Origin of the sequence: Streptomyces sp. NPDC050211, assembly GCF_040656035.1 — a bacterium.
GTDB lineage: Bacteria > Actinomycetota > Actinomycetes > Streptomycetales > Streptomycetaceae > Streptomyces.
Genome location: NZ_JBFALC010000068.1, coordinates 1 through 21,174 on the forward strand (window position 1 = coordinate 1; position 21,174 = coordinate 21,174).

General features: G+C 71.0%; 22 protein-coding genes. 8 read left to right on the forward strand and 14 right to left on the reverse strand.

Annotation, left to right across the window (positions count from 1 at the left end; genetic code table 11):
• Positions 1-601, reverse strand: a 601-nt coding sequence (locus tag AB0I98_RS40985; RefSeq protein WP_362950821.1) for an ATP-binding protein, incomplete at its 3' end; no start/stop codon positions are given.
• A gap of 200 nt (positions 602-801) precedes the next feature.
• On the opposite strand from AB0I98_RS40985, the gene AB0I98_RS40990 reads away from it, so the two are divergent.
• The 3 genes from AB0I98_RS40990 (at position 802) to AB0I98_RS41000 (ending at position 2,818) form a co-directional block, all read left to right on the forward strand.
• Positions 802-1,662, forward strand: coding sequence for a helix-turn-helix transcriptional regulator (locus AB0I98_RS40990; protein WP_362950823.1), 861 nt, complete (start codon positions 802-804; stop codon positions 1,660-1,662).
• Positions 1,663-1,917, forward strand: a complete 255-nt coding sequence (locus AB0I98_RS40995) for a DUF397 domain-containing protein (RefSeq protein ID WP_210575902.1) — start codon at positions 1,663-1,665, stop codon at positions 1,915-1,917.
• An 85-nt stretch (positions 1,918-2,002) separates the two neighbouring features.
• Positions 2,003-2,818: an SAM-dependent methyltransferase gene (locus AB0I98_RS41000; protein WP_362950824.1), complete on the forward strand. Its 816-nt coding sequence runs from the start codon at positions 2,003-2,005 to the stop codon at positions 2,816-2,818.
• 46 nt (positions 2,819-2,864) lie between these two features.
• Here the strand turns inward: AB0I98_RS41000 and AB0I98_RS41005 are convergent, their stop codons facing one another.
• From AB0I98_RS41005 to AB0I98_RS41020, 4 genes are all read right to left on the reverse strand, one after another.
• Positions 2,865-3,569 carry a dual specificity protein phosphatase family protein gene (locus AB0I98_RS41005; RefSeq protein WP_362950825.1) on the reverse strand — a complete coding sequence of 235 codons (705 nt, stop codon included), beginning with the start codon at positions 3,567-3,569 and terminating at the stop codon, positions 2,865-2,867.
• 96 nt (positions 3,570-3,665) lie between these two features.
• The gene (locus AB0I98_RS41010) at positions 3,666-4,586 is read right to left on the reverse strand and encodes a hypothetical protein (protein WP_362950827.1); all 921 of its coding nucleotides are present in this window, start codon (positions 4,584-4,586) and stop codon (positions 3,666-3,668) included.
• The gene (locus AB0I98_RS41015) at positions 4,583-6,766 is read right to left on the reverse strand and encodes a PEP/pyruvate-binding domain-containing protein (RefSeq protein ID WP_362950828.1); all 2,184 of its coding nucleotides are present in this window, start codon (positions 6,764-6,766) and stop codon (positions 4,583-4,585) included. The genes AB0I98_RS41010 and AB0I98_RS41015 overlap by 4 nt, the downstream gene beginning before the upstream one ends.
• Positions 6,767-7,008: 242 nt before the next feature.
• Positions 7,009-8,424: a PLP-dependent aminotransferase family protein gene (locus AB0I98_RS41020; RefSeq protein ID WP_362950831.1), complete on the reverse strand. Its 1,416-nt coding sequence runs from the start codon at positions 8,422-8,424 to the stop codon at positions 7,009-7,011.
• Between the two features lie 47 nt (positions 8,425-8,471).
• Between AB0I98_RS41020 and AB0I98_RS41025 the strand changes: the two genes are divergently transcribed.
• Positions 8,472-8,936, forward strand: a complete 465-nt coding sequence (locus tag AB0I98_RS41025; RefSeq protein ID WP_362950833.1) for a carboxymuconolactone decarboxylase family protein — start codon at positions 8,472-8,474, stop codon at positions 8,934-8,936.
• A gap of 66 nt (positions 8,937-9,002) precedes the next feature.
• On the opposite strand, the gene AB0I98_RS41030 is transcribed toward AB0I98_RS41025, so the two are convergent.
• The 3 genes from AB0I98_RS41030 to AB0I98_RS41040 all read right to left on the reverse strand — a co-directional run bounded on the left by AB0I98_RS41030 (position 9,003) and on the right by AB0I98_RS41040 (position 11,961).
• Positions 9,003-10,490 carry a glutamate synthase subunit beta gene (locus AB0I98_RS41030; protein ID WP_362950834.1) on the reverse strand — a complete coding sequence of 496 codons (1,488 nt, stop codon included), beginning with the start codon at positions 10,488-10,490 and terminating at the stop codon, positions 9,003-9,005.
• 145 nt (positions 10,491-10,635) lie between these two features.
• Positions 10,636-11,118: an anthrone oxygenase family protein gene (locus tag AB0I98_RS41035; protein ID WP_362950836.1), complete on the reverse strand. Its 483-nt coding sequence runs from the start codon at positions 11,116-11,118 to the stop codon at positions 10,636-10,638.
• Positions 11,119-11,271: 153 nt separating this feature from the next.
• A complete protein-coding gene (locus AB0I98_RS41040; RefSeq protein WP_362950837.1) occupies positions 11,272-11,961 on the reverse strand; it encodes a DUF2293 domain-containing protein in 690 nt (229 codons plus the stop codon).
• 90 nt (positions 11,962-12,051) lie between these two features.
• Between AB0I98_RS41040 and AB0I98_RS41045 the strand changes: the two genes are divergently transcribed.
• Positions 12,052-12,684, forward strand: a complete 633-nt coding sequence (locus AB0I98_RS41045) for a uridine kinase (protein WP_362950839.1) — start codon at positions 12,052-12,054, stop codon at positions 12,682-12,684.
• 209 nt (positions 12,685-12,893) lie between these two features.
• A complete protein-coding gene (locus AB0I98_RS41050; RefSeq protein WP_362950841.1) occupies positions 12,894-13,325 on the forward strand; it encodes a CBS domain-containing protein in 432 nt (143 codons plus the stop codon).
• Between the two features lie 27 nt (positions 13,326-13,352).
• On the opposite strand, the gene AB0I98_RS41055 is transcribed toward AB0I98_RS41050, so the two are convergent.
• The gene (locus tag AB0I98_RS41055; RefSeq protein ID WP_362950842.1) at positions 13,353-14,480 is read right to left on the reverse strand and encodes a magnesium and cobalt transport protein CorA; all 1,128 of its coding nucleotides are present in this window, start codon (positions 14,478-14,480) and stop codon (positions 13,353-13,355) included.
• Between the two features lie 242 nt (positions 14,481-14,722).
• Here AB0I98_RS41055 and AB0I98_RS41060 point away from each other — a divergent pair, with 242 nt between their 5' ends.
• On the forward strand, positions 14,723-15,517 hold the full coding sequence (locus AB0I98_RS41060) for a methyltransferase (RefSeq protein ID WP_362950844.1): 795 nt from the start codon (positions 14,723-14,725) through the stop codon (positions 15,515-15,517).
• Between the two features lie 164 nt (positions 15,518-15,681).
• On the opposite strand, the gene AB0I98_RS41065 is transcribed toward AB0I98_RS41060, so the two are convergent.
• The gene (locus AB0I98_RS41065; protein ID WP_362950845.1) at positions 15,682-16,632 is read right to left on the reverse strand and encodes a sugar kinase; all 951 of its coding nucleotides are present in this window, start codon (positions 16,630-16,632) and stop codon (positions 15,682-15,684) included.
• The gene (locus tag AB0I98_RS41070) at positions 16,629-17,537 is read right to left on the reverse strand and encodes a pseudouridine-5'-phosphate glycosidase (RefSeq protein WP_362950847.1); all 909 of its coding nucleotides are present in this window, start codon (positions 17,535-17,537) and stop codon (positions 16,629-16,631) included. The genes AB0I98_RS41065 and AB0I98_RS41070 overlap by 4 nt, the downstream gene beginning before the upstream one ends.
• 99 nt (positions 17,538-17,636) lie before the next feature.
• On the opposite strand from AB0I98_RS41070, the gene AB0I98_RS41075 reads away from it, so the two are divergent.
• A complete protein-coding gene (locus AB0I98_RS41075) occupies positions 17,637-18,065 on the forward strand; it encodes a VOC family protein (RefSeq protein ID WP_362950848.1) in 429 nt (142 codons plus the stop codon).
• 79 nt (positions 18,066-18,144) lie between these two features.
• Here AB0I98_RS41075 and fdhA read toward each other — a convergent pair whose 3' ends face one another.
• The 3 genes from fdhA to AB0I98_RS41090 all read right to left on the reverse strand — a co-directional run bounded on the left by fdhA (position 18,145) and on the right by AB0I98_RS41090 (position 21,014).
• The gene (gene fdhA, locus AB0I98_RS41080; RefSeq protein WP_362950849.1) at positions 18,145-19,371 is read right to left on the reverse strand and encodes a formaldehyde dehydrogenase, glutathione-independent; all 1,227 of its coding nucleotides are present in this window, start codon (positions 19,369-19,371) and stop codon (positions 18,145-18,147) included.
• 160 nt (positions 19,372-19,531) lie between these two features.
• The gene (locus AB0I98_RS41085) at positions 19,532-20,086 is read right to left on the reverse strand and encodes a methylated-DNA--[protein]-cysteine S-methyltransferase (RefSeq protein WP_362950851.1); all 555 of its coding nucleotides are present in this window, start codon (positions 20,084-20,086) and stop codon (positions 19,532-19,534) included.
• Positions 20,087-20,135: 49 nt separating this feature from the next.
• Complete coding sequence (locus AB0I98_RS41090; protein WP_362950853.1) at positions 20,136-21,014, reverse strand: glycerophosphodiester phosphodiesterase family protein; 879 nt, start codon at positions 21,012-21,014, stop codon at positions 20,136-20,138.
• Positions 21,015-21,174: the final 160 nt, after the last annotated feature.

Genomic DNA, 21,174 nt, shown 5'->3' on the forward strand with positions numbered 1-21,174 from the left:
ACCCGCCCAGCGCGTCCCTGGCGTGTTCGCCCGCTGTGCCCGAGCCGCCGGACGGGCCCGGCTTGGGGCGGGCGCCCCAGCCGAGGTCGCCCCGCGGGCCGGGGACGGCCTCGGCGGTCTCGCGCGGCAGCTCCGCCCAGACGAGCAGGCCGGGACCGTGTTCCTGGGCGCCCCAGGCCCGGCACAGCGCGTCGACGAGGAACAGTCCCCTCCCGTGCTCCTCCTCGGACCGCGGTGCGGCCGGGTGGGGCTCACCCGGAGCGCAGCCCTCGTCGCGGACGGCTATGCGCACGAGGTCGGCGCCGTCATGCAACTCGCACACGATGTGGGTGCTCGCGGTGTGCAGTATCGCGTTGGTGACCAGCTCGGAGACGATCAGCGCCGCCGAGTCGCAGGTGTCCTCGCCCACCGACCAGCCGGTCAGCCGGGCGCGCGTCAGACGTCTCGCCTGGGCGGGAGAGCCCGGATGTGCGGCCAGCTCGAAGTGGAACCGGCGCTCGGCTGCGGCCCCACCAGGGCCTCCTACCGGGGCCGCACCGAGGCCGAAGGGGCCTGCGGCGGCGTCTGTTCCTAAGGGCGCGGACGGAATCACGCTTGCCACTATCGCCCCGCCGTGAACACTTGGCAAGTGTCACTCTGAAAAATGCAGAGTGCTGTGTGACGCGGTGGAATGCCGTGGCACACTGCTCGCAACAGCATGTTGAGCGGCGCCAGTTGAGACCTCGAAGGTTGACCCAGATTTTCGAATAGGTCTTCGAATGGCGCCGCCGGGCTGTCAGGAATCTTTCGTGGAGGTGGAGGGTGAGCGAGCCGCGGTCCGCGCCGACGGTCGGTCAGGTCGTCCTCGGTCGGCGCCTGCTCGACCTGCGCGAACGCGCCGGCCTCAAGCGCGAGGAAGCCGCCCGTATCCTCCGCGTCGCCCCCGCCACCGTCCGCCGTATGGAGATGGCCGAGGTCGGGCTCAAAATCCCGTATCTCCAGCTGCTGTTGAAGTCCTACGGCGTCTCCGAGGAAGAGGCCGACGCCTTTGTGCAGTTGGCTGAGGAGGCCAACAAACCCGGCTGGTGGCAGCGCTTCCACGACATCCTGCCCGGCTGGTTCTCCATGTACGTCAGCCTGGAGGGCGCGGCCGCCCTGATCCGCAGCTACGAACCGCATTTCGTCCCCGGTCTGCTCCAGACCGAGGAATACGCCCTCGGAGTTCTGCAGTCGGGCGCCATCGGCCAGACCCGGCCCGAGGACATAGAGCGCCATGTCGCGCTGCGCATGCAACGCCAGGATCTGCTCACCCGTCCTGACGCCCCCCGATTCTGGGCGGTGATGGACGAGACGGCCCTGCGTCGCCCCGTAGCGGGCCCGGAGGTGATGCGTGCTCAGATCGACAAGCTGCTCGAGGTCACGAAGCTGCCCAACGTGACGCTGCAGGTCGCCCCGTTCTCGAGCGGGCCGCACCCCGGCACGTACGGGCCCTTCGTGCTGTTCCGATTTGCCATGCCCGAACTCCCGGACATGGTCTACAGCGAGTACCTGACCGGCGCCGTCTATCTCGACGCGCGTGAAGAGGTGGCGACCCACCTCGAGGTCATGGACCGCATGGCGGCGCAGGCCGCTACAGCACATCGCACGAAGGAGATCCTCCGGGATCTCCGCAAGGAGCTGTGAATGGATCGCATCAAGCCGCGCCTTCGCGTCTACAACGGCATGCCCGCGCGGGACTTGGGCAGCGAAGGCTGGCACAAGCCGTGGAGCGGCGGTAACGGAGGCAACTGCCTGGAGGCGATGAAGCTGGCCGACGGCCGGATCGCCGTACGCCAGTCGACCGATCCCGACGGGCCGGCGCTGATCTACACCACTGACGAGATGACGGCTTTCATCGAGGGGGCGAAGGCGGGGGAGGCGGACTTCCTGCTGTCTTGAATGTCACATGTTATTGCTTCATCAACTTCCCTAACTTTGGTGCTGACTTGATCACTTTCCGTCTCACACGCTTACGGAGTGCCGCATGACCGGGCAGGACACCGGACGCAACGCCGCCGGGATCGACACCAGCAAGCCGCATCCCGCGCGGATGTACGACTGGTATCTCGGCGGCAAGGACAACTACCCGGTCGACGAGGCCATGGGCCGCCAGATGCTCGCCCTCGACCCGAGGGTCCCGGTGATGGCACGGGTCAACCGCGCCTTCATGCACCGGACCACCCGCTGGCTGGCCCAGCACGGCGTACGGCAGTTCCTGGATGTCGGCACCGGTATACCGACCGAGCCGAACCTCCATCAGGTCGCGCAGGAGATCGCGCCCGACGCGCGCATCGTCTACTGCGACAACGACCCGATCGTGCTCGCCCACGCCGAGGCCCTGCTGCGCGGCACGGACGAGGGGGTGACCGAGTACCTCCAGGGCGACGTCCGCGACCCGGACGCGGTCATCGAGGGCGCCAGGAAGGTTCTCGACTTCACGCGGCCCGTGGCGCTCTCCCTCGTCGCCCTGCTGCACTTCGTCTCCGACGAGGACGGCGCGCACGAACTGGTCGGCCGGCTGCTGTCCGAGCTGCCGTCCGGCAGTTTCCTGACGGTCACGCACGCCACCGCCGACTTCACTCCGGAGGAGTCGAAGGCGGCGGTGGAGAAGATGAAGGCCGCGGGCGTGACCCTGGCCCTGCGCTCCCGCGAGGAGTTCGCCCGCTTCTTCGCCGGCCTCGAACTGGTCGAGCCCGGCGTCGAGTTGCCCCACCAGTGGCACCCGGAGCTGGGCGAGCCGGTGCCCGGGCAGGACGACGGGGTCATCCCCGGGTATGGGGCGGTGGGGCGCAAGCCGTAAGGGCGGCGGGCGGGTTCAACGCAAGCCGTAAGGGCGGCGTGCGGGTTCAGAACCAGGACGCGATGCGGCGCGGTGCGTCGACCACGCGGCTGACGGCCACGACCGGCAGCGGCGGCTGCTCCGCCTTGTTGGGGCTGAGGTTCAGGCCGTAGTAGATCTGCTCGATCGACGGCGGTCCGACCGCGAGGTTGCGCCGCACTGCCTGCGCCGACGACTCCTCACCGGTCTGCACGAGGTAGGCCGCCGCCATCGTGCCCGTACGGCCGACTCCGGCACCGCAGTGCACGAACACCGGCCCGGACGCGTTCGAGACGATGCTGAACAGGTGCTGCACCTGCTTCGGCGTCGGCGTCTGGCCGTCCCGGATGGGCAGGTGTACGACCTTCATCCCGGCCTTGCCGGGTTCGGAGAGCTGGGCCGCGCTCAGCTTCTCGGCGCGCAGGTCGACGACCGTGGTGAAGCCCATGCTCGCCAGCGCGCGGTATCCGGCGGGGGAGGGAGCGGCGCCCCGCCACAGCTTGCCGTCGGGGTCGACCGGCTGGAAGTTGTGGACGCCCTGGACGCTGCGGGTTCCCGCAGGCGCCGGGGTCTCGGCCTTCGCCCAGTACGACAGGCCCAGGATGCCTCCCGCGCCGGCGGCCCAGAGGACGAGGTAGCCGATGAGGACGCCGAGCAGGATCCGCAGTGCGCGCCGCGACAGCGGACGCGTGCGGGGAGCGGGGCGGGGCAGGGTTGCGGTGATGACAGCCATGGGCGACCTGGGGGACTAGGGGACGAGGGCGCTTTGGCATCGTAACCCGGGGCCTGTGATCATCTGTTCGATGTGTCCGCTTTTGTGCTCTATGTCTCAATCCTCGTGATGGTCGGCGTCGCCGATGCCGACCACCGTGAGGTGCGCTCGGTCGAGCGTCGTGTCCTCCAGGCAGCCGCGCAGCCGCAAACGGTCGTGCTCGCTGAGCGCGGGCCGTACGGCTCCGGCGAACAGTCCGTCGCCGAGGTCACCGAGGGTCGCATGGTGCAGGGGTATGGAGGTCGAGTCCCGGCACCGCTCCCAGAGCTGCTGGGCGGCGAGAGACCGGCGCTCTGGTGTCATGCCTGCGTCGCGCGTGTCGACCTGGAAGAGCACGGAGGTCGCCCTGCCGGTCTTCTCCGGCTCCGCCCGGGTCTGGGTGAGGTCGGCCAGCCCGACGACGAGCGCGGCGAGCAGTGCGACGCCGACGACGATGACGGTGGCGATACGCGCCGTGCCCGCCTGTGAGCGCCTCGTGCCCGGAGGCGGCAGATCCTCCAGGTCGTCGCCGATGTCCGGGCCGGGCGCGCTCAGGACGGCCGCCCGCCCCGCGAGCCGCCGCTCCGCCGGACGGGACGTCGCCGTCGCCACCCGCTGCACCACCCAGGCGAGCCCGGACAGCGCGACACCGGCGACCATGAGGACCGGAACGAAGACGTACGTCCGCTCGGCGGGGTCGTCCAGCCAGCGGAACCGGCCGTTGCTCTCCGGCTCGGGCGCACTGGTGCGCAGCCGGGTCAGTACGTCCTCCTGCCGCGCGGTCAGCTCCCGCTGCCGCCGGTCGGTGTCACGTACCCGCTCCTCGATCCGGGCCAGCCGCCCCAGCATCACGATGCCGAGCAGCATGACCTCGACGATCAGCAGCAGCACCCCGCACAGGATGGCGCGCTGCCACTGCCACCGGTACAGGTACACGACCAGGTAGGTCCCGGCTCCCGCGGCGGCCAGGGCCCCGAAGAGGAACGCGATCCGCCTCATGGCCCCTCCCATGTGTCGACGCCTCCGGTCGTCCCGTCGACGGTGAGGCGGGTGCCGGGAGGGAAGCGGCGTACGGCGTCGGTGGCGCCGACCACCGCGGGCAGCCCCAGCTCACGGGCCAGCACCGCGAGATGCGACAGCGGGCTGCCGGTCTGCGCGACCAGTCCGGTGAGGCGGGGCAGCAGCGGGGCGAGCGCGGGGTCCAGCGTCCGTACGACGAGCACCGCGTCCGGCGGCCGGGTGCCGGTCCCGTCCCAGACCGTGCCGACCGCGCGCCCCGCGGACACGCCGCGCGCGCCGTCCTCGCCACGGCGCCGGCCACGGCCACTCCGCTCGGCGACGACCACCCCGCCGTCCGCCAGCCGGAACGCGTCCGGCAGCGGAGGCGACTGCGCCTGCGGCACCCGGTCGTGCAGATCGGCCGGGAGCGCGGCTCCGTCGAGGGCGGCGGTCAGCTCCGGCCAGCGGAGCAGCCCGACACGCTCCACATCCAGGCCGAGTCGCCGGGCCGCTTCGCGGACGAGGCGGACCTGGAGCTCCTGTACCCAGCGGATACGGAGGCGGAGGGCTTCGCGGGGTGGGAGGTGGGGGGTTGCTGGGCGGGTGGTTCGGGGGGCGGAGTGACTGTTGGTTTCTGTGTGGCCGTTGGATGCCTGCTGACCGTTGGTCGCGACGAGGCTGTCGGCTGTCGTGTACGCGTTGATCCCCGAGCCCGCTGCCCCCACCTGCCCCGGAAGCCGCCCGTTTGCCCGCAGGCTCGGCGCCGTGACGGCCAGCACGACCGGATCCGTCGCGGCGACGCGGTCGTCCGGCACGCCTCGGGCACGGGCCGCCGCGAGGGCGGTCAGGGCCGCGCCCGCCGCCGTGCGGGCCTTGGCCTGTTCGGGCAGGAGGGCGCCTGAGAGGGCTTCCTGGGCGTGTAGGGAGACCAGGACCGCGCGGGTCCAGCGGAGCTCGGCCGTGAGGTCGGGCGTGGGCAGCGCGGCGGGCGGCGGGAGCTCGGTGAGATGGCGGTCGACGTCGGCCGTCAGGTCCGTCGCCAGGCCGGGCAGCGCCGAGGTGAGGCGGCCCAGCCGCCAGGCGGCGCCGAGCTTGCGCGCCCCCGGTGCCGGGTTGAGCAGCGCGAGCCACCGGTGCCTCGGTGGAATCGCGCCGAGCAGCCGCAGGTCGGCGGCGGCCCGTCCGCCCGCCGTGGTGACCACCGGCGTCGTCCGCAGCAGCCGGCGCGGCGCGCTGCCCCCGATGTCGAGCGCGGCGGCGAGCCCGCGGGACATGGGCGCCACCCACAGGTCCTCCTCCAGCGGCTCCAACTGGCTGGGCAACGTCTCCGCGACCGGCCCGGGCCCGAGCAGCCGGGCCCCGCGCGCGGGGCGTGCCGCCATCGCCGTGATCGGCCGGCTCTGGAACAGCCACAGCCGCCCGTCCTCGTCGAACCCGAACTCGATGTCCTGCGGCCCGCCGAACACCTGCCGTGCCTGCCGCGCGAGACGCGCCAGCCGGAACAACTCGGTCCGGGTGAGCGGTGAACCGGCCTCCGGCGCCTGGGTGCGCCGTACCCGTCCGCTCCTGCTCAGCCAGTGATTGGTGCCCGTCTGCGCACCGCTGACCAGGCTGTCCGGGCCGCCGCGCACCGCGCTCACCAGCATGCGGTCGGCCCGCCCCTCGACCGGGTCGGCACCGAACACCACTCCGCCGACCCGGGCCGTCAGCATGGGTTGCACCAGCACCGCCATGGGCGCCGTGGACCCGTCGGGCCGGTGCGCCGAATCGAGCACGGTCTGTACGGCCGTACGGAAGTCCCGCCAGCCGCGTACGTCGAGTACGGAGTCGAACTGGCCCGCCAGGGACGACTCCTCGGTGTCCTCCTGCGGAGAGGAGGACCGTACGACCAGCGGGCGCGTGCCGCCGTACGAGAGCCTCTGCCAGGCCTCTCGCAGGGCTGCCGGGTCGTCGCCCGCTCTGCTGGGAATCACGAAGCCGGGGAGTACCGGCAGGCCGGCGCGGGCCGCGCGGGCCAGGTTCGCCGCCTTGGAACCCGTGAGTCGGGGGAGTGCGGCGGTGGGCTGCTCCAGGGCGACCACGGCCGGGCCGTAGGCCTCGACGGGGCTGAGGACCACCTCGCCCCGGGGCTCTTCCCTGCCCCGCGCACCATCTCCGTGACGTTCGTCGATCGTCGTCATCGAACACCCTCCAGGACCGGCCGCCAACAGGGGGGACGCGCTGGGGTGGCCCTGCGCCTGACGGCGGAACGAAGGATGGGGCGGGTCCCTGTCGGGACCGGACCGGGATCCGGTGACGGCAACGACGCGCCTCCTGGGATCAAGGATCCCACTTCTGTTGTCCAACATGACAGGCCTGAGTCATATTCCGGACATATGAGAATTCGGTGACGAGTTTCCGCGACCGGCTCGGCGACGTGAGCTCAGCTTGCCGACGGCAATACGCCGCACAGCGCGTCCAGCGCCGCCCCGTACGCGTGTTCCGGGGGCGTCGCGTAGCCCACGACGAGTCCATCGGCGGCCGGCATGTCCGTCTCCGGGTGCCGGAACTCGGCGAGTCCGTCCAGCGCGACGCCTTGCCAGGTGGCTGCCTTGACGGCGGACCGCTCGGTGCCGGGCGGCAGTCTGAGCACGGCGTGCAGTCCGGCCGCCACACCCGTGACCTCGATGTGCGGCGCCTGCTCGGCGAGCGCCGCGACGAGCCGGTCACGGCGGCTCCGGTACCGCTGCCGCATACGCCGCACATGACGGTCGTACGACCCGGAGACGATGAAGTCGGCCAGGCTCAGCTGATCGAGAACGCTCGCCCAGCCCTCCCGCTCGCCCTTGGTCTCGAGTACGGCACCCACGTACCGCTCCGGAAGCACCATCCAGCCCAGCCGCAGCGCGGGCGACAGGCTCTTGCTGACCGAGCCGATGTGGATCACCCGCTCGGGGTCGAGGCCCTGGACGGCGCCGACGGGCTTGCGGTCGTAGCGGAACTCCCCGTCGTAGTCGTCCTCCAGAACCACCCCGCCACGCGCGCGTGCCCAGTCGACGGCGGCGGCCCGTCGCTCGGCGTGCAGCGGCCCGCCGGTGGGGAACTGATGCGCGGGCGTCAGCAGGACCGCGCGCTCGCGCGCCAGCAGGTCGACGCGGGCGCCGTCGTCGTCCAGGGGGAGCGGCACGGTCCGGGCCCCCGCCGTCTGGAGCAGTTCCCGGTGGAAGGCCAGTCCGTACGCCTCCACCGCCACCGGTCCGCGCAGCACTCCGCCCCCGAAGAGCAGCCGGAGGGCGTGCGCGAAACCGGAGCAGATGACGATCCGGCCCGGCTCGGTGCGCACGCCACGCGCGCGTGCCAGATATTCGGTGAGCGCCTCCCGCAGCTCGCGCCGCCCGGCCGGATCACCGGGCCCGAACACCTCGTTCGGCGCCTGCTGGAGGGCCCGCCGGTAGGAGGCCAGCCAGGCTGCGCGCGGGAACGCCGACGCGTCCGGGGTGCCCTGTCTGAGATCGTGCCGTGGCCCACGCGCGCGTGGAGGTGCCTTTTTGGGCACCCGCTCGGCGTGTCGCAAGGGCTCGGCCCGGTCGGCGACCCGCGTGCCCGAGCCCTGACGGGCGGTGAGCCAGCCCTCCGCGACGAGTTCCGCGTACGCGTCGGCCACCGTGTTCCGGGCCACGCCGAGATCGGCGGCGAGCGAACGGTACGGCGGCAGCCGGGTGCCCGGAGCGAGCCGCCCACCGCGCACGGCGTCACGCAGCGCCCGGATCAGCGCGGCCCGCCGCCCACCCGGCCCCGACAGCTCCAGATGCAGGTCGGCACCGATGCGCTCCGCGGAATTGACCCACGATTCCGTCATGGAAATGCACCCTACAGCCGGTCTTTCGGCTCCATAGATTGATGCACATGACGACGAACACGACGACAACCCGCATCAACTTCGCGAAGACCGCCCCGAAGGTGTTCCGCGCGCTCATCGGCTTCGACGCCGCTGCCCGCGAGGGCCTCGACCCGGCCCTCGTCGAGCTCATCCAGATCCGCGCCTCGCACCTCAACCACTGCGCCTACTGCCTCCACATGCACACCAACGACGCCCGCAAGGCCGGCGAGAGCGAGGACCGGCTCCACATGGTCCCGGTCTGGCGCGAGGCCCGGCACTTCTTCACCCCACAGGAACAAGCCGCCCTCGCCCTCACCGAAGCGGTCACTCTGATCGCCGACGGAGGCGTCCCGGACGACGTCTACGCGGAGGCAGCCGCCCACTTCGACGACGAGCAACTCGCCCACGTACTCGCCCTGATCTTCACGATCAACACGTGGAACCGGGTGGCCCTGTCGACGGGGAAGGTGGCGGGCACGGACGAACGCTGAACCGCACCCCTGGCACCCATGGCATCCATGGCGCCCCACGGCGCCGATGGCCCTTGTGCCCAGCCCCTACACCGCCATCGGCCGGTCATACGGCCCGATCGGCGCCGGCAGCCGTGAACTCCCCGTCAGATGACGGTCGACGGCCGCCGCCACCGCCCGCCCCTCCGCGATCGCCCACACGATCAGCGACTGCCCCCGCGCGGCGTCCCCGGCGACGAACACGCCGGGGACGTTCGTGGCGAAGTCGGCATCCCGCGTGACCGTGCCCCGGGCCTCCATCGTCAGCCCCAACTGGTCGACGAGCCCGTCCGCCCGATCGGGCCCGGAGAACCCGAGGGCCAGCAGCACAAGATCGGCGGGCAGCATCCGGCCGGTGCCCGGCACCGGCCGCCGCTGCGCGTCCACCTCGACCAGGTGCAGTGACCGCACATGCCCGCTCTCGTCGCCGGTGAAGCGGAGCGTGGACGCCGCGAACAGCCGCGCATCCGCATCCGCCGCCGGCGCCGTCCGCAGCTCACCGGCCTCCTCGTGCGCGGCCGACAGCCGGTAGATCTTCGGGTACGTGGGCCAGGGCTCGGCATCGTCGTCCCGTTCCGCGCCCGGCTGGGTGTAGATGTCCAACTGCGTGACGGACGCGGCGCCTTCCCGCACCGCCGTGCCCAGACAGTCCGCCCCGGTGTCGCCGCCACCGACGATGACGACATGTTTCCCGGCCGCCGACATCGGCGAGGACTCCAGATCGCCCTCGCACACCCGGTTGGCCAGCGGCAGATACTCCATCGCCTGCTGAATTCCGGCCAACTCCCGCCCTGGTACGGGAAGTTCACGCCACGCGGTCGCTCCCGTGGCGATCACGACGGCGTCGTACCGCGCCCGCAGCTCCGCGGCGCCGACATCCCGCCCCACCGCCGTCGAGGTACGGAACTTCGTGCCCTCGGCCCGCATCTGTTCCAGCCGCCGCTCCAGATGCCGCTTCTCCATCTTGAACTCGGGGATGCCGTACCGCATCAGCCCGCCCAGCCGGTCGTCCTTCTCGTACACGACGACCGTATGGCCCGCCCGCGTCAACTGCTGCGCGGCGGCGAGACCGGTGGGCCCCGACCCGATCACCGCGACCGTCCGCCCGGAGAGCCGGTCCGGCGGCTGCGGCGGTGCGAACCCCTCCTCCCAGGCCCGGTCGGCGATGGCGCACTCGACGTTCTTGATGGTGACCGCGGGCTGGTTGATGGCCAGCACACAGCCCGTCTCGCAGGGCGCCGGGCACAACCGGCCGGTGAACTCGGGGAAGTTGTTGGTGGCGTGCAGCCGGTCGGCGGCCGCCCGCCAGTCCTCCCGGGAGACGAGGTCGTTCCACTCCGGGATCAGATTGCCGAGCGGACACGCCTCGTGGCAGAACGGGATCCCGCAGTCCATACAGCGGTCGGCCTGCTTGCTGATGATGGGCAGCAGCGCCCCGGGGACATACACCTCGTCCCAGTCCCGGACCCGCTCCTCGACAGGCCGGCGGGGCCAGTCCTCGCGAGGCGTGGTCAGGAAACCCTTGGGATCGGCCATGGCCGTCTTCCTCAGATACGCGTGTGAACAGGCCGTGCGTCATCGGGCGGCACTCTTTCGGCCACGATACGTCCCTCCGGCCACTCGCGCAGAGTGCCCGACAGCGCTTTCTCCCCGGGTTTCCTGCGATGAGGCATGGCCTCCCTCAAGCGATGGCCAGCACATACGCCACCGCCGCGCCGGCCGACGCGACCATGCGGACGTGATTCCAGGCCGTCCACTCGCGCACATACGTCGGCCAGTACGCGGCCGCCTCCGGAGTGCCGGCATCCAGCTTCATCAACGCCTCGTTGCGCGGCACGTTCGCGATCATCGTCAGCCCGAACGATCCGAACAGATACAGCGCACTGCCGACCAGCAACTCCACGGTGCCCTCATCCGGCCAGAGCACGAACGTCACCACCGCGATCACCGCGCACAGCACAGCCGAGCCGACGAACACCAGCATGAAGGCCGGGCGCAGCGCGGTCACGTTGATCGCTTTCATCGCGGCGACGCCCTGCGCGGGCGGCAGCGCGGCCAGCCCCTGCATCACAAAGGTCGAGAACCCGCAGAAGACCCCGGCCACCAGCCCGGTGCCCACCACGCCCAGCACCGTCAGCACGAAGTACGGCCCGTCGATCGACATCTCAACACCCACTCCCACGTCGGCCGAGACCTGCCCGGCACCTTCCGTCACCACAAGTGAAATCCCGTACGAGATCAGTGACCATGGCCCATCCGCGCGACGACATACGCGAGAGTCCAGGCCCAGGCACTCACTCGGAGCAGTCGGCCGACCTCAGACCACCCCCACCGCTCGCCAAGCCCCCAGCCGCGCCTCCACATCCGCCGCGATCCGCCGCCGCGCCTCGTGCCGCGGAACCCCGCTCATCAGCAGTTGGTCGTACGGCGTGTCCACATGCCGCACGGACGCCACGACCGCCGCTGTCACCGCCCCCTCGGACAGCGCCCGCCCCGCCGCACTCCGCCCCACGCGCCCACTGCCCCGCACGGACGCATGCGCCGCGATCTCCCACGCCCGCTCCTGCGGGCAGCCGGGAAACAGCCGCCCTATCTCGCCCGCGAACGCCTCCGTGAACCGCAGATCCTCCGCCGCCCGCCGCGCCGCGTCCCGCACCCGGCGCCGCCGCCGTGCCTCCGCGTCCACCAGACACCGCTGCTCCGCCCGCGCGAGCGCCGCCTCCTCGACCAGCACGCCCTGCCGCTCATACCGACTCTGGCGCCGGTTGAACCGCACGACCACCGCCGACAGCCCGCTCTCCTCCCGCGACCTGCGTGTCAACGCCGTGTCGCCCCGCGGCAGAAAGACCAGATGCCCGAGGTCGGCACAGTCGAGACACCGCGGCGCGCCCTCCTCCATGACGAGCAGTTGCAGCGGCCCGCGATGGCATGCGGAGCAGTTCCGTCTCTTGATCGGTTGGAAGACCAGAAGTCCGGCGCGGTGCACGGACGTTGCAAGGGGTGCCATGTGCGCTTCCTTCCCGCCGATGACCCGCGATCCACGCCGGATTCCCGCCCCCCCGTCACCGCCGACCGGGAACGGGCGCATCATGGCCGTGTGCGACTCGAAGCGATCACCTGGGAGCGGCTCGGCGATCTCCTGGCCGAGCGCCTGCTCGATCTGAAGACGGCCGACGGCAGCCCGTGGCCCCGCATCGCCTTCGACGGCGCGCCGGCCGCCCGCCCGGGAGACCTCGCCGAACGCGTCTGTGAAGCACTGCGCATACGCGGCCGCCCCTCACTCGTCGTGGGCATGGAGGGCTTTCTGCGCCCCGCCTCGGTGCGTCTGGAATATGGTCACCGGGACGTCGAGGCCTACTACAACGGCTGGTTCGACACCGGTGCCGTATGGCGCGAGGTCTTCGGCCCCCTCGAATCCTCCGGCGACGGCCGCGTCCTGCCCGACCTGTGGGACCCGGCCACCGACCGCGCCACCCGCAGCCCCTACGTCCAACTCCCGCCCGGCGGCGCCCTGTTGTTCCACGGTCCCCTCCTGCTGCGCCACTGGTTCCCCTTCGACCTGTCCGTCCACGTCCGCCTCACTTCCGGCGCCCTCCGCCGCCGTACACCCGAAGCCGAGCAGTGGACCCTTCCCGCCTTCGAGCGCTACGACGACGAGACCGACCCCGCCGGCACGGCCGACGTCCTGATCCGCGCCGACGACCCCCGGCATCCCGCCTGGAGCGGCTGACTGGACACACCTCTCTCTTGTCTGCGTGATGTCTGCGTGAAGCCCTCGGTTGTATGCGCGAAGCCCTTGGTCCGGCGCCCGCCCCCGCGCTCGAACGTCATCCCGACGCTCCGGGTGCATCCGCCCGGCCGCACGGCGAGAATGAGGGGCGCCGGGACTAGCGGTGCGTTCCGCGCCGCGCCGGCCGTCCGGCACCGGGAGGTACGCCCATGACCACCGCCGGAGACATCATGCACCGCGGCGCCCAGTGGATCCCTGCCCACGAGACCCTCGACCGCGCCGCCCAGCTGATGCGCGAGCTCAACGTCGGAGCCCTGCCCATCGGCGACTCGAACGACCGGCTCTGCGGCATCCTCACCGATCGCGACATCGTCGTCGGCTGCGTGGCCATGGGCCGCGACCCGGCCAAGGTCACCGCCGGCGAGATGGCCCAGGGCACCCCTCGCTGGATCGCGGCGAACGCCGATGTCAGCGACGTACTCCACGAGATGCAGGAGCACCAGATCCGCCGGCTCCCCGTCATCGAGAACAAGCGCCTGGTCGGCATAATCAGCGAGTCCGACCTGGCCCAGCATCTGACGGAGGACCAGATCGCCACCTGGGCCGAGTCCGTCTATGCGAGGACGACCCCCACGCGCTGACCCGCTCGATCACCTCGATCAGCCAGTTCAGAGCCAGCCGGTGCGCCGGAAGCCGCGGTACAGCGTCAGACAGGCGACGGATATCACGGCCATGACCAAGGGATAGCCGAACTGCCAGTGCAGCTCCGGCATGTGCTCGAAGTTCATGCCGTACACCCCGCAGACCATGGTCGGCACGGCGATGATCGCGGCCCACGCCGTGATCTTCCGCATGTCCTCGTTCTGCGCGACCGTGACCTGCGCCAGATGCGCCTGCAGGATCGAGTTGAGCAGCTCGTCGAAGGCGGCTATCTGCTCCTTGGCGCGCAGCAAGTGGTCGGAGACGTCGCGGAAGTAGGCCTGTATCTCCGGATCGACCACCCGTATCGGCCGGGTGGCGAGATCCTCGAGCGGGCGGCCGAGCGGAACCACGGCCCGCTTCAGTTCGAGGAGTTCGCGCTTGAGCTGATAGATGCGCCCCGGGTCGACCCGTGCGCCGTTCTCCGCGAACACCGCCGTCTCGACCTCGTCGATGTCCCCCTGCACCGAGTCTGTGACACTCAGATAGTCGTCGACCACATGGTCCGCGATCGCGTGCAGCACCGCCGCGGGACCCTGCGCGAGTTGCTGGGGGTCGGACTCCAGCTCCTCACGGAGCGGGCCCAGCGAGCCGTGCCGTCCGTGCCGCACGGTGATCACGAACTCCCGGCCGACGAACACCATGATCTCGCCGGTGTTCACCACCTCGCTGGTCGCCGTGAGTTCCTCGTGCTCGACGTAGCAGACCGTCTTGAACACCGCGAACAGCGTCTCGTCGTAGCGCTCAAGCTTCGGGCGCTGGTGGGCCTCGATCGCGTCCTCGACCGCCAGCGGATGCAGGTCGAAGAGTTCGGCGATACCCGCGAACTCCTGGTCCGTCGGCTCGTGAAGACCGAGCCAGACGAAACCGTCGCCGTGCTTGCGCACCCGCTGCACCGCGTCGACCAGATCGCCGCCGGCGAGATCCCGGGCGCCGTCCCGGTAGGTCACGCAGTTCACCACCGAGGAACCCAGCGGGGACCGGGCAGGATGGCTCAGGTCGACGCGCGGGCGCCGCCGGGCCAGCCGCGCCACTCTGCGCAGGCCACCGACCTTGCCGAGGCCCGTCACCTTCCGCAGATTCCCTGCCATCGCCATCTGGATCTCCTCGCGTGGATCTCCGCGCCGCATTTCTGCGCCCTGGCGTGCCAGTTTGCCAGCTCCGCCGGACTGTTGGGCGGGCCTGTGGGTACAGCCAATTCCGCTTTGTTCCCGGCTGTGGACAACGTTGCGCGTCTCCCACGACGTGGTGACGAAGATGGAGAGGATCGTCTCCGATGGGATCGTCCTACCGGAGCGTCGGCGGACCGGACAAGTGGAGCGAATGGGATGATCACGGCATGACGCGAAGCGATGGATACCTTCTCGACAACCGGCAGACCGAGGCGGCCGAGCGCTTCGCCGCCTTCGCCACCCTCTTCGACCCCACGACGTTCCGGCACCTCGAAGGGTTCGGCATCGGACCCGGCTGGCGCTGCTGGGAGGTCGGCGCCGGTGGTACTTCCGTGGTGTCCTGGCTGGCCAAGAAGGTCGGTCCGACCGGAAAGGTCGTCGCCACCGACATCGACATCTCGCGCCTCACCTCGGCCGCCCGGCCCCCCGTCGAGGTCCGCGTCCATGACGTGGGTGCCGACGAGCCGCCGGGGGACGGGTTCGACCTGGTGCACGCCCGGCTCATCCTCGTCCATGTGCCGGACCGGGAACGGGCGTTGCGCTCCATGGTCAAGGCCCTGCGTCCCGGCGGACGGCTCCTGATCGAGGACGCCGACCCTGCCCTGCAACCCTTGGCCTGCCCCGACGAGTACGGTCCCGACCAGCAGCTGGCGAACCGGCTACGGACCGGCTTCCGCCAACTGCTCGCCGACCGCGGCGCCGACCTCGCGTACGGCCGCACGCTCCCGCGCCTGCTGCGTGAGGCCGGACTGCGCGGTGTGGAGGCCGACGCGTACTTCCCGGTCGCCTCACCCGCCTGTGCCGCCCTGGAATCCGCGACGATCCGTCAGATCCGCGACCAGCTCGTCACCGCGGACCTCGCCACGGAGGCCGACATCGACCGCCACCTGGCGAACGTCGGCTCCGGCACCATGGATCTGGCCACGGCCCCGATGATCTCGGCGTGGGGGCGCAGGGCGTAGGGCCGACAGCGGGATGTCGGCCGGCGGGAGGCACCGCGCGAGGCGGCCCGACGGCAGTCATGCACCGGTGCTCTCGCTCTCGCCTCGTCGTCAGTCATGCACCGGTGCTTTGGCTCTCGCCTCGTCGTCAGTCATGCACCGGTGCTTTGGCTCTCGCCTCGTCGTCAGCTGTGCACCGGTGGCCTGCCACTCGCCCCGTCGGCATCGCGTGCCGGCGGTCTGCCACCCACCCGTTCGACCGCCAGCGCACCCGCCCGGCATCCTTCCGCCGCCGCGTCCTCGGGCCCGGCGCCCGCCAGCAGCGTCGCGAGGAAGGCGCCCGTGAAGGCGTCGCCCGCTCCCGTCGTGTCCGTCGGTGTCGCCGGCGTTGCGGGGACATGGGCGGACACGGTGCCGGACCGGGCCACGAGCGCGCCCTGATCGCCCTGCTTGGCGATCACCAGCGGGACATGGCGGCTCAGCTTGGCCGCCGCGTCGGCCGCATCGGGCAGCCCGGTCAGCAGACATGCCTCGTCACGGCTGGGCAGCAGGACGTCCACACCCTCCACCAGCGCCAGGAAGCGGTCGACGCCCAGCTCCGCGAGAAAACCGGCGGACGCCGGATCCATGCTCACCGGCACGCCACGCGCGCGTGCCGATTCCAGGGCCACGGCCACCAGCGCCCGGCTCGGTTCGGAGAACAGCAGGTAGCCCGACAGATGCAGCCATGCGACCCCGTCCAGCAGCGCCGCCGACCAGTCGCCGGGTTCGAGCCGCAACGACGCCCCACTGTCGGTGAGGAACGTCCGTTGGGCTGCGGCATCCGTGTCGACCAGGCAGATCACCGTTCCGGTCCGAGCCTGCGGGTCCACCACGAGGTGGGGCCGTACTCCGCAGTCGACCAGCTCCTGGTCGTGCCACGCGCTCGCGTCCGCGCCCACCCGGCCGAGCAGCCGCACCTCGGGACAGCCCCAATGAGCCGCCCAGCAGGCCACATTGGCGCCCGCGCCGCCCGGTACCGTGCGGATCGTCGCGGCCGTGTCGGTCCCTGAGGCGAGCGGCCCCCGGTGCCGGGCGACGACGTCCGTGACGACGTCCCCGACGACCAGCAGCGCGTCCCGCTGTTCCGCGGTCACGCCCCGGCCCAGGCCGCCGCGATCTGCGCCGCCAGCCGTACGTTGCCGCGCACCGCCGCCAGATTGGCACTCAGCGAGGCACCCTCGGTGTGCCGCACCAGGTAGTCGAGCAGGAACGGCGTGACCGCCTGTCCACTGACGCCTTCTTCCTCGCACGCGTGCAGCGCGTCGGCCAGCACGCGCGCGTGCACCTCGGGATCCAGCTGCTCGTCCTCGGGTACCGGATTGGCGACGATCAGCGCCGACTCGGGTCCATCGAGCGCGTCCTGCGCCCGCATGACGTCCGCCGCCTGCTCCGGTGTCCGCAGCGTCCAGTCCACCGGGTGCCCCGAGTCGGACAGATAGAAGCCAGGAAACCGGTCCGTGCCGTACCCCGCCACGGCGACGCCCAGCGTCTCCAGCCGTTGCAGCGTGGCCGGCACGTCCAGGATCGACTTCACGCCCGCGCACACCACCGTGATCCGGGTACGGGCCAGCAGCCCCAGGTCCGCCGACTCGTCCTGCGTCACCGTCCACTCCCGGTGCACTCCGCCCAGACCGCCCGTCGCGAACACCCGGACGCCGGCCGAAGCCGCCAGCAGTGCCGTCGCCGACACCGTGGTCGCCCCGCTCGCACCCGACGCCACGGCGAGCGGCAGGTCACGATGGCCCAGCTTGCGGATCCAGTCCTCGTTGGCGATCCGCTCCAGCTGCTCCTTGTCCAGGCCGACGTGGGGCCGCCCGTCCAGTACGGCGATCGTCGCCGGTACGGCACCCTGCTGCCGTACGACGGCCTCCAGCTCCAGTGCCACCTGCAGATTGCGCGGGCGCGGCAGCCCGTGCGCGATGATCGTGGACTCCAGGGCAACCACCGGTCGACGCGCGTCAACCGCCTCCCGCACTTCCTCGGACACCATCAGCACCACGCGCCTGCCTCCTGTCGTTCGGTCTTCCCTCATCTCTGGCGGGCGGCACGCCACGTCAAACCCTTGCGGCCTGTGGGGGAGAGCACCAGCCTGGGGTGCATGACGGACCACACCACACGTCTCGACCACGTCGTTCTCTGGGTGAACGACCCGATCGGCTCGGCCGAGTTCTACGAGAAGACCCTCGGCATGGAGCCCCTGAGGCTCACCGATTTCGCCGCGGGCCAGGTCCCCTTCCCCTCCGTACGCCTCAACGAGGAGACCATTCTCGATCTGATGCCGCAGACCATGGCGGAACGCATGAAGATGCTCCCCGGCGCCGCGGACAGCGCCGGACACCCGGTCAACCACGTCTGCGTCGCCCTGGCCGCCGACGGCTTCGACGCCCTCCGTGGCCGCCTGGAGGAACGCGCCGTTCCGGTGTCGGAGATCTCGTACGACTCCTTCGGCGCCCGCGGTCTGGCGAAGCGCAGCTTCTACTTCCGTGACCCGGACGGGAACGTCTTCGAGGCCCGCCACTACGACTAGGGGCCTGCTGTTGGCAGCAAGGCCATGACAGGGGGTGCTCACGCGCGCGTGAGCACCCCCTGCGTGTTCTGCCGGACGCTCAGACCGGCTGTACCCCCTTCAGCGCCCCGTGCGGGTCGAGCACGTACTTGCGGCTCGCGCCCTGGTCGAACTCGGCGTAGCCGCGCGGTGCGTCCTCAAGACCGATGACGGTCGCGTTGACCGCCTTGGCGATGTGCACTCGCTCGTGCAGGATCGCCATCATCAGGCCCCGGTGGTACTGCATCACCGGGCACTGTCCGGTCGTGAACCGGTGGCTCTTGGCCCAGCCGAGGCCGAGCCGCACCTTCAGCGTCCCGGACTTCGCGTCCTCGTCGACCCCGCCCGGGTCGTCCGTGACATACAAGCCCGGAATGCCCAGGGCACCGCCCGCGCGCGTGATGCCCATCAGCGAGTTGAGGACTGTCGCGGGCGCCTCCGGAGCATCCGGACCATGGGCCCGGGCTTCAAAGCCGACCGCGTCGACCGCGACGTCCACCTCGGGTTCCCCGAGGATCTGCGCGATCTGTTCGCCCACGCTGCCGCGCGACACGTCGACGGTCTCGCAGCCGAAGCTCCGCGCCTGGGCGAGGCGCTCGGCGTTGAGGTCGCCGACGATGACCACCGCGGCCCCCAGCAGCTGCGCGGACGCGGCGGCCGCCAGACCGACCGGGCCCGCCCCGGCGACGTACACCGTCGAACCGACCCCGGCGCCCGCGCTCACGGCGCCGTGGAAGCCGGTCGGGAAGATGTCCGACAGCATGGTCAGGTCGAGCAGCTTCGCGCGTGCCTGGTCCCGGTCCGGGAACTTCAGCAGGTTGAAGTCCGCGTAGGGGACCATGGCGTACTCGGCCTGGCCGCCGACCCAGCCACCCATGTCGACATAGCCGTAAGCCGCCCCGGGGCGGGCCGGGTTGACGTTCAGACAGGTGCCGGTCTTGCGTTCCTTGCAGTTGCGGCATCGCCCGCAGGCGATGTTGAACGGTACGGAGACGATGTCGCCGACGTCGATGTTCTCGACGTCCGGACCCCGTTCGACGACCTCGCCGGTGATCTCGTGTCCGAGGACCAGCCCTTCGGGCGCGGTCGTCCGCCCGCGCACCATGTGCTGGTCGCTTCCGCAGATGTTGCTGGCGAGCACCTTGAGGATCACTCCGTGCCGGCACTTGCGGCCGACGTTCTCGGGTGCGACCCCCGGCCCGTCCTGGAGTTCAAGCGTCGGGTAGTCGATGGTTGTCACTTCCACCGCGCCCGGCTTGAGATACGCGACTGCCCTGTTTCCGCTCATGCGTGATCGCCGTCCCTTCGGCTCCGAGCCCTCGGATGCCAGTGGCTGTGCGCATGGCGGAGTCTGCTACCGGCTCCGCCTCCCGGCCAGCCTCCGCGCAGGGCCGGAGTAAAGGGCCCACCGTCGGCTCGCCTTGGGAGAGGCGTGTTCGCCCGAAGCCTCAGAACAGCGGCTCGGGCAGCACCCCCTCCAGCGCCAGCAGCCGCCGCTTGGTCTCCAGGCCGCCCCCGAACCCCCCGATGCCGCCGTCGCTCTCCACGACCCGGTGGCAGGGCACGACGACCGGCAGGGGATTGGAGCCCATTGCCATTCCGACCGCCTGGGCGGCGCCGGGCTGACCGACCCGCCCCGCGAGATCGCCGTAGCCGACGACCGCTCCGTACGGCACGCCGGAGGCCAGCTCGCGCAGCACCTCCCGGTTGAACCCCGAGATCAGCGACCAGTCCAGCGGCAGCTCGAAGTCGCGCCGCTCACCCGCGAAATAGGCCTTGAACTGCCGTATCGCCTCGGCCAGCAGCGGGGAGTCCGGTGCCTCGACGGGCTCGCTGCCCAGCCGGGACCCGAGCCGGTCGAGGGCCTTGTCGCGCACCGCGTCCGTGGCGTGAAACACGACATTGACCAGGCCGTCGCGGGTCGCGGCCAGCAGCAGCGGACCGATGTCGGTGCCGACGACGGTCCACACGACCTGCTGCTCGTACTGCCCATGGCTGTCCATGCGCTCCACCGTACGGTCCGCCACTGACAACGCCCCGGCCGCGCAGAACTCAGGACCCCTTGACCGCGTCCCGCACCACGTCCGGCTTGTTGGTGATGATGCCGTCGACGCCGTACCCGGCGACCCGGCGGGCGGTCCGCGCGTCGTCGACGGTCCAGGTGAAGACCTCCAGCGGCTTGCCGTGCGGGCCGGTGAACCCGTGGACGGCGGAGACGTAGCCCGTCGAAACCGTGAGGTAGGACGGGTTGATCTGGTCGGTGAAGCGTGCGTACTCCTGAAGGGCCGCCACGGACGGCGTGCCGAGAAAGCCGGTCTTGACGGCGGGCTTGACCTCGTGGACGGTCCGGATGCTGTCCGCGCTGAAGCTCTGCACGATCAGCCGGCCGGCGAGGTGCCGCTGGTCCAGCCAGTCCTCGTTGCCGAGGACCTTGAGGGTCTCCCGCTCGATGCCGGCATACAGCCCGGGGTTCTTGATCTCCAGGAGCAGCTTCTGGTCGTGGTGCTCCACGCGCCGTACGTACTGCTGCAGCGTCGGCACGCGCGCGCCCGCGTAGGCGGGGTCGAACCAGCTGCCCGCGTCGAGGCGGGCGATCTCCGCCGCGGTGAAGTCCTTCACCTTCCAGGGAGCCCGGCCCGGGAAGGCGTCCTCGACGTCGGTCGTACGCGCCAGGCTGTCGTCGTGCAGGACGACCAGCTCGCCGTCCTTGGTGCGCTGGACGTCGTTCTCGACCCAGTCGATGCCCAGCTCGGCCGCCTTGTCGATGGCGGCCAGAGTGTTCTCGGGCGCGTACGCGGAGGCCCCGCGGTGCGCGATGACCGTCGGGGGCTCGGCGGTGGGGTCGGCCTGCGCACCGGAGGTGGGGAGCAGGAGGGCGGCGGTGCCCAGGACCACCGCGGTGCTCGCGGTGGCGACTGCGCGCGCGTGCATGCGTACTCCTCGCGTCGAGGCGATCACGGACAGATCGACTGTGACAGCGGAGGGTCAACAGCGGAGGGGTACAGAATGGCCACAGGTTGAATGAAGTTGCCCGACTCCGCTCACTGATGCCGCACAAGTGCGGCAAGGGCGTGTTTCTTTGCCGGATAAT